Below are 11,746 nucleotides of genomic sequence, written 5' to 3'. Positions count from 1 at the left end.
GCTGCCCTCACCCTCTCCCGCAAAGAACCGGGAAAGGGTAAGAATGAGGGCAGCGCAAAGGTCACTGGAAGTTAGGTAAGACAGATGCTCGACATCGCACCGACGAAACAGGCAGCCACCTGGCTTGGTTCCTTTGCGCGAGCACTCGAGGCCGGCGACGTCGAGGCCGCAATCAACCTGTTCATCGAGGACTGCTACTGGCGCGATCTGCTGACCTTCACCTGGAACATCAAGACCATGGAAGGCCGCGCCGCGATCCGCGACATGCTGGCGGCGACGCTGGCAACGACAAAGCCTGCCCGATGGCAGCTCAGCGGCGAAGCGACTTCGAACGAAGGCACGATCGAGGCCTGGTTTTCTTTCGAGACGTCATCGGCGTGGGGTCAAGGCGTCATGCGCCTCAGGGACGGCAAGTGCCGGACGCTGTTTACGGCGATGAGCGATCTCAAGGGCTTTGAGGAGCGCAAGGGCCCGGCGCGGCCTCTGGGTGTCCGCCACAAGGCGGATCCGGAACGCGAGACCTGGCTGGAGGCGAGGCGCCGCGAGGCGCGTGATCTCGGCGTTAGCCAGCAGCCCTACTGCCTGGTTATCGGCGGCGGCCACGGCGGCATCATGCTGGGGGCGCGGCTCAGGCAATTGGGCGTGCCGGCCATCGTCATTGAGAAGAATGCGCAGGCCGGCGATTCCTGGCGCAATCGCTATCGCTCGCTCGTGCTGCACGACCCGGTCTGGTACGACCATCTGCCCTACATCCCGTTTCCCGAGAACTGGCCGGTGTTCACGCCCAAGGACAAGATGGGCGACTGGCTGGAAATGTATACGCGCGTCATGGAGCTCAACTACTGGACCTCCACGACATGCGTCAGCGCGTCCTACGACGACGCCGAAAAAATCTGGACGGTCGAGCTCGATCGCGCCGGCGAGCGCATCACGCTGAAGCCCAGGCACATCGTCTTTGCAACCGGTGCTTATGGCCCGCCCAGGCGCATCGACCTGCCGGGCGCCGAGGTCTTCGACGGCGAAATCTTGCATTCCAGCCAGTATTCCAGCGGCGAGAAATTCCGCGGCAAAAAGGTCGCCGTCATCGGCGCGGCAAGTTCCGGCCATGACGTCAGCGTCGACCTCTGGGAGAGCGGCGCTGAGGTGACCATGGTCCAGCGCTCGCCGACGACGGTGGTCAAGTCGGACACGCTGATGGAGATCGGTTTCGAGATCTTTTCGGAAAAGGCGCTGGCCCGCGGCATCACCACCGAGAAGGCCGACATGATCGTCGCCTCGACGCCGTTCGCGCTGCTGCCGCAAGGCCAGCGCGCGCTTTACGACATCATCAAGGCGCGCGACGCGGCCTTCTACGATCGCTTGCGCGGCGCCGGCTTCGCCATCGATTTCGGCGACGACGAGACCGGGCTCCTGATGAAGGCCTACCGCACGGGCTCGGGTTTCTATATCGACGTCGGCGCCTGCGATCTGATCATCGACGGCGAGATCGGCATCCGCAGCGGCGTCGGGATCAAGTCGCTGACGCCGACAGGCATTCTCTTCGACGACGGCACCGAACTCACGGCCGACGCGATCATCGCCTGCACCGGCTATCAGTCGATGAACGAAACGGTGGCGGCGATCGTCTCGCGCGAAGTCGCCGACAAGGTCGGCCCGTGCTGGGGGATTGGCTCGGGCGTGAAAGGCGATCCCGGGCCGTGGCAAGGCGAATTGCGCAACATGTGGAAGCCGACGGCACAGGAAGCGCTGTGGTTCCACGGCGGCAATCTGGCGCTGTCGCGCTTCTATTCGAAGTACGTCGCGCTGCAGATCAAGGCGCGCATGGAAGGCATTGCGACGCCGGTCTATGGAGCGCCGGGGAAGTAGGCTGCGCGGCCCTTCCCTTCTCCCCTTGTGGGAGAAGGTGGCCGAGCGAAGCTCGGTCGGATGAGGGGTGTTCCAGCTTGGCAAAGACGGCGATCCTCCCAACACCCCTCAACCGTCTTGGCGCTGCGCGCCAATCCACCTTCTCCCACAAGGGGAGAAGGAAGAGCCGCACAGCCCTCAATCGTGGCCACGCCCGAAATGCCGGCTCGCCACCTCGACATGCGTGTCGTGCGCATGCGCTTCGAAGCGTTCGGTCTCGCCGAGATCGTCCACCGCCTCGTTCGGCCACCAGCTGCCGCCGACCACGATTCCGTCCGAGACCAGCCTTTGCTCGGCGACCAGCGAGGCGCCGACCGAATCGACAAAGGTGAAGCGGCCCGGACGCAGCCGCAACACCGCGATGTCGCCGACCGCACCCACCGCAAGCCTGCCGAGATCGGGCCTGGCGATCGCTTCGGCAGGGCGCTGCGTGGCGGCGCGCAGCACCTCGACCAGCGGCATGCCGAGCGCCAGCAGCTTCGACATGCAGACCAGGATGTCGAAGGCCGGCCCGTCGACGCAGTAGAGATGCACGTCGCTGCTGATCACGTCCGGCGCCAGCCCCTCGCTGAGCATCGCTTTCGCCACTTCGAAATCGAACGAGCCCATGCCGTGGCCGATGTCGAAGATGACGCCGCGCTCGCGCGCCAGCCGCATATCTGGCCGCACCGCCCCCGAGGCGAAGATCGGCGCGTTGGGAAACGGCCGGAAGCAGTGGGTGAGGATGTCGCCCTTGCGCAGCCGCGGCAGCACTTCCGAGCGGCCCGGCGGCGGCTCGTCTATGTGCGCCATCAGCGGCAGGCCGGCTTTGTCGGCGGCTTCGAGCGCGAGATCGACCGGCGCGATGCCGCTGGTGCCGCCGGCATGGCGACCCGAGCGGACCTTGACGCCGACAACCACGTCCGCGTGCTCGCGAGCCGCCGCTACCGTCTCGCGCGGTTCGCAGAGCCGGAGGTCGCTACACTCGCCGACCGCCACGGTCTGCGAGAAGCCGAATATGCCGGCAAAGGAAATGTTGACATAGGCCAGGATGCGGACTTTCGAGCGCTCGATGACGTGGCAGCGAAAGCCGAGGAAATTGCCGGCGCCGGCACTTCCGGCATCGATGAAGGTGGTGGTGCCGCTCTTTGCGGCGAGCCGGTCGGCATCGACGCCGAGCGACGTGCCGCCCCAATAGACATGGCTGTGCAGGTCGATCAGGCCCGGCGCGACGATCGAGCCCGTGGCATCGATGACGCGGGCGGCACGTTCGAAGGGGATTTCGGTGTCGATCGCGGCGATACGGCCCTCGGCAATCGCCAGATCGCGCTGCGCGTCGAGGCCGGACGCCGGATCGATGAGGCGGCCGCCTTTTATCAGGAGATCGAATTGCATCGCGCCTGTCTCCACTTTCCCGTCAGGCCGGCCTGTAGGCAACGGCCTCGACCTCGATCTTGATGTCGATCATCAGCCGCGACTCCACTGTCGTGCGCGCCGGCGGGTCTTTCGGGAAATGCCTGGCATAGACGGTGTTGAAAATGCCGAAATCGCGGGCGTCTTCGAGCCAGACGGTCGTCTTGACTACGTCGTCGAGGGTACAGCCGGCCAGCGCCAGTGCCGCCTTGACGTTCGACAGCACCTGCTCGGTCTGTTCGGCGATGCCGCCCTTGACCACCAGCCCGTCTGTGCCGACCGGCACCTGGCCTGAGACATAGACGAAATCGCCGGCCCTGACCGCCGGCGACAACGGCACATGGGATTTTCCAAAACACTGCTTGGGCAAGGAGGCCTCCTGTCTAGGTTCTTTGGGTGAACGCGCGATGCTGCGAGAGATAGGGGGCGGCTGCACGCCATCGATCCACATTTTGAAAGCCTATATCGCTTTGCTGCGGTAACGCCAGAACGATCACCGCCCTTGGTGATCCTTCGCGCCCCCTCTGTCCTGCCCTCTTTGCGATCACTTGGCATCTCCCCCTCTAGTGGGGAGATCGGCAGCTTCGCCGATAGCATCCATTCAGCCACCTTGGAGATTGGCGAAAGCCGCGGTGACATCCAATCTCCCCCCTGGAGGGGGAGATGCCCGGCAGGGCAGAGGGGGGGCGCTGTCCTGGGCGCTGTCCCGCCAGCGTCTGGGCCCGCGACACCAGCCGGCTCAGCGGTCGATCCGCGTCGACAGGATGATCGACGACGACGTGCGCTCGACTCCGTCCATGGCGCCGATCTGGTCGAGAAGCGTGTCGAGATCCCTGATCGACGGCGCCTCGACGATGACGATCATGTCGAAATTGCCGCTGACCGAGTGCAGCGTGCGAACCGGTGCCAGCGCCTGCAGGCTGCGCACCACCTTGTCGGCAAGCTTGGGGGTGACGGTGAGCAGGACATGCGCCCTGACCAGCCCCTGCTCGTAATCCGGCGACAGCCTGACCCCGTAGCCGGCGATGATGCCACGCTGTTCCAGCCGCTCGATCCGGCTTTGCACCGTGGTTCGTGAGACGCCGAGCCGCCGCGCCAGTTCGGCGGTCGAGGCGCGCGCATTGATACGCAGCAGGGAAAGCAGAGCCAGGTCGGCATCGCTGAGCATTTCGACGAACCCTGCCGGCACATTGCGCAAAGAGAGACTGCGTTTCGTACAATCTCACGCTTCCTTTCGACAGGCAAGCTGAGATTCTAGCCATCAATCCAACGTTGGTGCGAGGGACCGGTCATGAAGGAAATCATCGTCGTCGGCGCCGGCAAGATCGGCTCGACCATTGCCGAGATGCTGGCTTTCACGGGCGACTACCATGTCACGCTCATCGACCGCTCGGCGGCGCAGCTCGGCGCGGCCGAACTGTCTGAAACGGTCGAGACGCTGGAACTCGACATCGAGGCCGCCGGCACCCTCGAAGCGGCCTTGGCCGGCAAATTCGCGGTGCTCAGCGCCGCGCCTTTCCATCTGACCACGCGCATCGCGGAGGCGGCGGCCAGCGCCGGCGTGCACTATCTCGATCTGACCGAGGACGTCGTCAGCACCAGGCGGGTCAAGGAACTGGCTCGTTCCGGCAGCAGCGCCTTCATCCCGCAATGCGGCTTGGCGCCGGGCTTCATCTCGATCGTTGCCAACGATCTCGCCAGCCGCTTCGACACGCTGGAAAGCGTGCGCATGCGGGTCGGCGCGCTGCCCCAGTACCCGTCGAATGCGCTGAACTACAATCTGACCTGGAGCACCGACGGCGTCATCAACGAATATTGCGAGCCTTGCGAGGCGATCGTCGAAGGCGAGCTGATCGAAGTGCCGCCGCTCGAGGAGCGTGAAGAATTCTCGCTCGACGGCGTCACCTATGAGGCGTTCAACACCTCAGGCGGGCTGGGCACGCTGGCCGAAACGCTGAAGGGCAGAGTGCGCACGCTGAACTACCGCACCATCCGCTATCCCGGCCATGCGGCGATCATGAAGGCGCTGCTCAACGACCTCGGCCTGCGCCACCGCCGCGACGTGCTGAAGGACATTTTCGAAAGCGCCCTGCCGGCGACGCTGCAGGACGTCGTCATAGTCTTCGTCACCGTCAGCGGCCGCAAGAACGGCCGACTGCTTCAGGAAACCTACGCCAACAAGATCTACGCCAGGCGCGACGGCGAAATGGTGCGCAGCGCCATCCAGATCACCACCGCATCGGCGATCTGCGCCGTGCTCGACATGCTCGCCGACGGCACCTTGCCGGCAAGAGGTTTCATCAAGCAGGAGGACATCGCCCTCGACGCCTTCCTGGCCAACCGCTTCGGCCGCGCCTATGCGCAGCACGAAATGGTTAGCCGGCTTGCGGGATGAGCTGCGTAATCTCCCCCCTCGAGGGGGAGATGTCGCCGAAGGCGACAGAGGGGGTCGCCTCGCGTAGAGCGCCAACCTCCATCTGTCGCAAGGGAGGTCGCATCCAGTCGAACCGACCCCCTCTGGCCTGCGGGCCATCTCCCCCTCAAGGGGGGAGAGCGCGAGCCGTCAGACATGCACCGCCCGCCCCAGCGCCTTCAGCGCCGCTTCCTGAAAACCCTCGCCCTGTGTCGGATGGGCATGGATCGTCCCGGCGATATCCTCCAGCGTCGCGCCCATCTCCAGCGCCAGCCCAAAGGCCGTCGACAGTTCCGACACGCCCTGGCCGACGGCCTGGATGCCAAGCACCAGGTGGTTGTCCGCCCGCGCCAGTACCCGGACGAATCCGTCCTCGCCCAACTTCGTCATCGCCCGGCCATTGGCGGTGAAGGGAAACAGTCCGACCTTGATCTCGCCACGGGTCTTGGCCTCCTCCGGCGACAGGCCTGCGGTGACCAGCTCCGGATCGGTGAAACAGACAGCCGGGATCGCTCGTCTGTCCCAGCTGCGCTTGTGGCCGGCGACGATCTCGGCGACCATTTCGCCTTGCGCCATGGCCCGGTGCGCCAGCATCGGCTCGCCGGTGACGTCGCCAATGGCAAAGATACCACGCATCGAGCTGCGGCACTGGTCGTCGATGCGGATGAAGGGTCCGGCCATGTCGAGGTCGATCTGCTCCAACCCCCAGCCTTCGGTCACCGGCTTGCGACCGACCGTGACCAGCACCTTGTCGGCGGCAATCTTGCCGTTCTTGCCGCCATTCGTCTCGACCAGCAGCGCGTCGCGCTTAGTGGACAGCCCCTTGGCCTTGGCGTTCACGAGCACCTCGATGCCGAGTTCGGCCAGCCGCTTCACCACCGGCCGGGTCAGTTCCGCATCATATTGCGCCAGCACGCGCGGCAACGCCTCGACCACGGTCACCTTGGCGCCCAGCTTGGCAAAGGCGATGCCGAGTTCCAGACCGATATAGCCGCCGCCGACCACCGCCAGCCTCTCCGGAACTTCGCTCAGCGCCAGCGCCTCGGTCGACGAAATGACCCGCCCGCCGAACGACAGCGATGGCAGCTCGACCGGCGCCGAGCCGGTCGCTATCACCACCGTTTCGGCTCGGATCACCTGCATGCCGATCTCGGTCTCGACGGCAACGGTCTTGCCGTCGCGAAATGTCGCCCAGCCATGCACCGTCTTCACGCCAGCTTTCTTCAGCAGGCCGGCGACGCCGTTGTTCAGCCGGCTAACGATGCCGTCTTTCCAGGCAATGGTCGCCGCGAGATCAAGCGACGGTCCTGCGATGGAAATTCCGAGCAGGCTCTTGCCGCTGGCCATGTGCGAGAGCTTTTCGAACTCTTCGGCTGCATGGATCAGCGCCTTTGACGGGATGCAGCCGACATTGAGGCAAGTGCCGCCCGGTTTGCCTGCCTCGACGATCACCGTGTCGATGCCAAGCTGCCCGGCGCGGATGGCACAGACATAGCCGCCCGGACCGGCGCCGATGACCAGCAGCTTGCAGGAGATTTCCTTCATCATTGCACCTTAGTTCGACGAGCCGGCGGGGCAGCACCCCCCCTCTGTCCTGCCGGACATCTCCCTCTCAAGGGGGGAGATTGCCAGCTTTCGCGTTCGGCTTAGTCCTGCAAAGCTGGAGATTGGCGAAAGGCGGGATGACGGCCGATCTCCCCCCTTGAGGGGGAGATGCCCGGTAGGGCAGAGGGGGGCGCGAACGATCGCTACTGCTCTCATCCCGCGCCCCTGCGATCCTCTGTTCATCTCTTCAATCCACAAAAATCAGCGCCGGCGTTTCCAGCAGCGTCTTTATCCGCCGGACAAACACCGCCGCGTCCCAGCCGTCGACGACGCGGTGGTCGAAGCTGGAGGACAGGTTCATCATCTTGCGCGGGATGAACTGGGTGCCGTCCCATACCGGCCGCACCATCATCTTGTTGACGCCGACGATCGCCACTTCCGGATGATTGATCACCGGCGTCGTCGCCACGCCGCCCATGGCGCCCAGCGAAGTGATGGTGATGGTCGAGCCCGAGAGCTCGTCGCGCGTCGCCGTGCCGGATTTTGCCGCCTCGGCCAGCCTGACAACCTCGGCTGCACAGTCCCAGATGTCGCGCGCCTCGGCGTGCTTGACCACCGGCACCATCAGCCCGGAAGCCGTCTGCGCGGCGATGCCGATATGGACGCCGCCATGCTGGTGGACGATGCCGGCTTCGTCGTCGAACAGTGCGTTGACATTGGGCTGGTCGGCGATTGCCTTGACCATCGCCCGCATCAAGAACGGCAGCAGCGTCAGCTTCGGCCTGTCCCCGCCCGGCCGCTTCTCCTTGTTGAGCGCGGCGCGCAAATCCTCGAGCGCGGTGACGTCGATCTCCTCGACATAGGTGATATGCGGGATGCGCGACTTGGCCAGCGTCATCTTCTCGGCGATCTTTCGCCTGAGCCCGACTATCTTGATGTCCTCGACCGCCTCGTTGCGGGCAAGGCCGGAAACCTTGGCGAGCCGGGGTCCGCGCGCCAGGAAAGCCTCGATATCCTCGTGCCGGATGCGCCCGGCCGCGCCGGTTCCCGGGACCTGCCGAAGGTCGATGCCGGCCTCTTTCGCCCTCAAGCGGACGGCCGGCGAGGCCAGTGGCTTTTCGCCCTCGGGGCGCGGCGCGCCGGAGGTCCGCGCAGTACCCCCACCGGCGGCAGTACCCCCACCCCTAACCCCTCCCCACAAGGGAGAGGGGGATTCCGCCGGCCCACTTCCACCCTCATGCGTTGAAACTTTTCTGGATGATGCCGAAGTGGGTTTGGCTTCGACCTTGGGAGCCGAGGCGCGTCCCCCTCCCCCTTGTGGGGAGGGGTTAGGGGTGGGGGTACTGCGGCGGGTTTCACCAACAACCGCTTCGCCCACAGGCGCCGTGCCTGCACCGACGTTACCCTCGCCCGCCACCTTCAACCTGACAATCGGCGAGCCGATCGCCACCGTGTCGCCGATCTCGGCGCCCAACCAGACGATTTCGCCATCGACGGGCGAAGGAATTTCGACCGTCGCCTTGTCGGTCATGACAGCGGCCAGCACGGCATCCTCGCGCACGAGGTCGCCGACCTTGACCTGCCATTCGACGAGCTCGGCCTCGGCTACGCCTTCGCCGACATCGGGCAGCTTGATGACATATTCGCCCATCGTTCCCCCTTCAGGCTTCCACCGTTTCGACGAGCGCGCGGCCTAGCCGGGCAGGACCGGGAAAATAGTCCCACTCCTGCGCATGCGGATAGGGCGTGTCCCAGCCGGTGACCCGCGCCACAGGCGCTTCCAGATGGTAGAAGCAGCTCTCCTGAACCAGCGCCGAAAGTTCGGCGCCGAACCCCGATGTCAGCGTCGCCTCATGCACGATGACGCAGCGCCCCGTCTTGTTGACCGAGGCGACGATCGTCTCGAGATCGAGCGGCAGCAGCGTCCTCAGATCGATGATCTCGGCATCGATGCCGGTCTCCTCGGCTGCCGCCTGGGCGACATAGACCATCGTGCCGTAGGCAAGCACGGTGACTGCCGCGCCCTGCCTGCGGATCACCGCCTTGCCGAGCGGCACCGTGTAATGGCCGTCGGCGACTTCGCCGAGCTCATGTTTCGACCATGGCGTTACCGGGCGCTCGTGATGACCGTCGAAGGGGCCGTTGTAGAGCCGCTTCGGCTCCAGAAAGATCACCGGGTCCGGATCCTCTATCGCCGAGATCAAAAGGCCCTTGGCGTCATGCGGGTTCGACGGCACGACGACCTTCAGGCCGGAGACGTGGGTGAACAGCGCCTCCGGGCTCTGGCTGTGGGTCTGGCCGCCGAAAATGCCGCCGCCAGTCGGCATTCTCACGACGATCGGGCAGGTGAAATCGCCGTTCGACCGGTAGCGCAGCCGCGCGGCTTCCGAGACGATCTGGTCATAGGCCGGATAAACATAGTCGGCAAACTGCACCTCGACGCAAGGCTTCAGCCCGTAGGCGGCCATGCCGATGGCCGCGCCGACAATCCCGGATTCGCTGATCGGCGCATCGAAGCAGCGGCTCTTGCCGTATTTCGCCTGCAGGCCCTGGGTGCAGCGGAAGACGCCGCCGAAGAAGCCGACATCCTCACCGAACACGATGACTTGACTGTCGCGCGCCATCGACACGTCCATGGCGTCGCGGATCGCCTCGATCATGGTCCGCCGCGGCATGGTCAGACCCCTGCCTGTTGGCGCTGGCGCCTGAGATGCGGCGGCATCTCGGCATAGACGCCCTCGAACATGTCGCGCGCCGAGGGCTTGCCGCCGGCATGCAGCGTGCCGTGGCGCTCGGCCTCCCGCTGCGCCGAAATCACCGTGTCGAGGATTTCGGCCTCGGCCTGGGCGTGGCGTTCGTCCGACCAGACGCCGCGCTGGATGAGATGGTTCTTCAGCCTGACGATCGGGTCGCCGAGCGGCCAGGCATCGGACTCGGCCTTCGGCCGGTAGGCCGACGGGTCGTCGGAGCTCGAATGGGCGCCGACGCGGTAAGTGACGTATTCGACCAGCGTCGGCCCGAGATTGCTGCGCGCCCGTTCCGCCGCCCATTTGGCCACCGCATGGACGGCGAGATAGTCGTTGCCGTCGACGCGCAGCGACGGAATACCGAAGCCGAGCCCACGGGCGGCAAAAGTGCCGGAACCGCCGCGGGCGATGCCCTGGAAGGTCGAGATCGCCCATTGGTTGTTGACGACGTTGAGCACGACCGGCGCCTTGTAGGTCGAGGCGAACACCAGCGCCGAATGGAAGTCGGACTCGGCGGTCGAGCCGTCGCCGATCCAGGCGGCGGCGATCTTTGAATCGTTGCTGATTGCCGAGGCCATCGCCCAGCCGACCGCCTGGATGTACTGCGTCGCCAGATTGCCGGAGATCGAGAAGAAGCCGTGCTCCTTCGATGAATACATGATCGGCAATTGCCGCCCTTTCAGCGGATCGGCCTCGTTCGAATAGATCTGGTTCATCATCGTGACCATCGGGTAGCCGTCGGCGATGAGCAGGCCGGCCTGCCGATAGGTCGGAAAATTCATGTCGCCCCGCGACAGCGCCTTGCGGAAGGCGCAGCTCACTGCCTCTTCGCCGAGATGCTGCATGTAGAAAGAGGTCTTGCCCTGACGCTGCGCCATCTGCATGCGCGCATCGAAGCTGCGCAGCGTCATCATATGGCGCAGCCCCTCCAGCAACTCGTCGTCCGAAAGCAGTCCTGCCCACGGCCCGACCGCCTCGCCGGCGCGGTTGAGCACGCGGATGATCGAGAAGGCCAGATCGCGGATGTCGCGCGGGTCGACGTCGATCTTCGGGCGCGGCACCGAGCCAGCTTTTGGAATGCTCACATTAGAGAAATCCGGCGTCCCGCCCGGCCGCACTTCCGGTTCCGGAACATGGAAGCGCAGCATTCCGGCATCGGCCATGATCTCGGTCCTCCACTGTTGCCCGGCCAGGATATTTGCACACCGCCAGAGCAGTGCCAATTCGTCGGGCGAGGCTTCGCTGCCGCTGGCTGCTGCCCGCGGCCGACAGGATGGAGATATGTCGGCGAAATTTCTTGTCGATCTTCCGCGCCGGCGCGCAATTTGGCGAATGCCCGGGCCAGTCTGGCGCAAGAGCAGGAACTTCCTGCGGGAAGATCGCTCGGTCGAGTTCCTTCGCGCCCCCCTCTGTCCTGCCGGAGGATCGCGGCATCATCCCAGCTCGGGTTCCTCGCCCCCACGGAAGTGGGGGGGGGGTGGCGCGGGGGCGCCCCGACCCCGCGGGGGGGCCGCCCGCGTCGAAAAACCCCGCGCCCCCCCCCGGGCGGGCCCCCCCCCCGCTGTTGGGGGGGGGGGGGGGCCGCCCCCCCCCCCCGCGGGCGGGGGCCCGCCGCGCTCTACGAAAGCCCCCTCTCCGACCGCTTCGCGGCCACCTCTCCCCCCGCTTTGCGCTAGGGCGTATACACATCTTGCTGCGACGGATTGACTCGGTTGTGACGTGTCGGATTCCGCCGGCGTGTGCT

Annotated in this window: 9 protein-coding genes; 2 read left to right on the top strand and 7 right to left on the bottom strand. The window is 65.5% G+C overall.

The annotated features are described in order from the left end of the window. The first annotated feature begins 84 nt into the window (after positions 1 to 84). Entirely contained in the window at positions 85 to 1,866 is a 1,782-nt protein-coding gene (locus tag NKJ20_RS26870; RefSeq protein ID WP_352748241.1) for an NAD(P)-binding domain-containing protein, read from the top strand. Between the two features lie 177 nt (positions 1,867 to 2,043). Here NKJ20_RS26870 and NKJ20_RS26865 read toward each other — a convergent pair whose 3' ends face one another. The 3 genes from NKJ20_RS26865 to NKJ20_RS26855 form a co-directional block, all read right to left on the bottom strand. Further along, positions 2,044 to 3,279 carry an amidohydrolase/deacetylase family metallohydrolase gene (locus NKJ20_RS26865; protein WP_352748239.1) on the bottom strand — a complete coding sequence of 412 codons (1,236 nt, stop codon included), beginning with the start codon at positions 3,277 to 3,279 and terminating at the stop codon, positions 2,044 to 2,046. Between the two features lie 22 nt (positions 3,280 to 3,301). Then, the gene (locus NKJ20_RS26860) at positions 3,302 to 3,667 is read right to left on the bottom strand and encodes a RidA family protein (RefSeq protein WP_023675940.1); all 366 of its coding nucleotides are present in this window, start codon (positions 3,665 to 3,667) and stop codon (positions 3,302 to 3,304) included. 369 nt (positions 3,668 to 4,036) lie between these two features. After that, positions 4,037 to 4,465 carry an Lrp/AsnC family transcriptional regulator gene (locus tag NKJ20_RS26855; protein ID WP_352453822.1) on the bottom strand — a complete coding sequence of 143 codons (429 nt, stop codon included), beginning with the start codon at positions 4,463 to 4,465 and terminating at the stop codon, positions 4,037 to 4,039. A 123-nt stretch (positions 4,466 to 4,588) separates the two neighbouring features. On the opposite strand from NKJ20_RS26855, the gene NKJ20_RS26850 reads away from it, so the two are divergent. Further along, positions 4,589 to 5,692, top strand: coding sequence for a saccharopine dehydrogenase family protein (locus tag NKJ20_RS26850; protein WP_352748236.1), 1,104 nt, complete (start codon positions 4,589 to 4,591; stop codon positions 5,690 to 5,692). Between the two features lie 168 nt (positions 5,693 to 5,860). Here the strand turns inward: NKJ20_RS26850 and lpdA are convergent, their stop codons facing one another. The 4 genes from lpdA to NKJ20_RS26830 form a co-directional block, all read right to left on the bottom strand. Continuing rightward, entirely contained in the window at positions 5,861 to 7,255 is a 1,395-nt protein-coding gene (gene lpdA, locus NKJ20_RS26845; protein ID WP_352748234.1) for a dihydrolipoyl dehydrogenase, read from the bottom strand. A gap of 247 nt (positions 7,256 to 7,502) precedes the next feature. Next, on the bottom strand, positions 7,503 to 8,906 hold the full coding sequence (locus NKJ20_RS26840) for a dihydrolipoamide acetyltransferase family protein (protein WP_352748232.1): 1,404 nt from the start codon (positions 8,904 to 8,906) through the stop codon (positions 7,503 to 7,505). 10 nt (positions 8,907 to 8,916) lie between these two features. Continuing rightward, complete coding sequence (locus NKJ20_RS26835) at positions 8,917 to 9,930, bottom strand: alpha-ketoacid dehydrogenase subunit beta (protein WP_352457181.1); 1,014 nt, start codon at positions 9,928 to 9,930, stop codon at positions 8,917 to 8,919. Between the two features lie 2 nt (positions 9,931 to 9,932). Then, positions 9,933 to 11,165: a 3-methyl-2-oxobutanoate dehydrogenase (2-methylpropanoyl-transferring) subunit alpha gene (locus NKJ20_RS26830; RefSeq protein ID WP_254817940.1), complete on the bottom strand. Its 1,233-nt coding sequence runs from the start codon at positions 11,163 to 11,165 to the stop codon at positions 9,933 to 9,935. Positions 11,166 to 11,746 lie beyond the last annotated feature (581 nt).

The sequence above is a fragment of the Mesorhizobium sp. M0185 genome, assembly GCF_040322175.1.
GTDB lineage: Bacteria > Pseudomonadota > Alphaproteobacteria > Rhizobiales > Rhizobiaceae > Mesorhizobium.
Note: the sequence above shows the minus strand (reverse complement) of the source record. Positions and strands in the feature narration are given on the sequence as shown.

Coding starts and splice junctions, on each gene's coding strand:
- NKJ20_RS26870 (WP_352748241.1), top strand. CDS start 85: ATGCTCGACATCGCACCGACGAAACAGGCAGCCACCTGGCTTGGTTCC.
- NKJ20_RS26850 (WP_352748236.1), top strand. CDS start 4,589: ATGAAGGAAATCATCGTCGTCGGCGCCGGCAAGATCGGCTCGACCATT.
- NKJ20_RS26855 (WP_352453822.1), bottom strand. CDS start 4,465: ATGCTCAGCGATGCCGACCTGGCTCTGCTTTCCCTGCTGCGTATCAAT.
- NKJ20_RS26835 (WP_352457181.1), bottom strand. CDS start 9,930: ATGCCGCGGCGGACCATGATCGAGGCGATCCGCGACGCCATGGACGTG.
- NKJ20_RS26840 (WP_352748232.1), bottom strand. CDS start 8,906: ATGGGCGAATATGTCATCAAGCTGCCCGATGTCGGCGAAGGCGTAGCC.
- NKJ20_RS26865 (WP_352748239.1), bottom strand. CDS start 3,279: ATGCAATTCGATCTCCTGATAAAAGGCGGCCGCCTCATCGATCCGGCG.
- lpdA (WP_352748234.1), bottom strand. CDS start 7,255: ATGAAGGAAATCTCCTGCAAGCTGCTGGTCATCGGCGCCGGTCCGGGC.
- NKJ20_RS26830 (WP_254817940.1), bottom strand. CDS start 11,165: ATGGCCGATGCCGGAATGCTGCGCTTCCATGTTCCGGAACCGGAAGTG.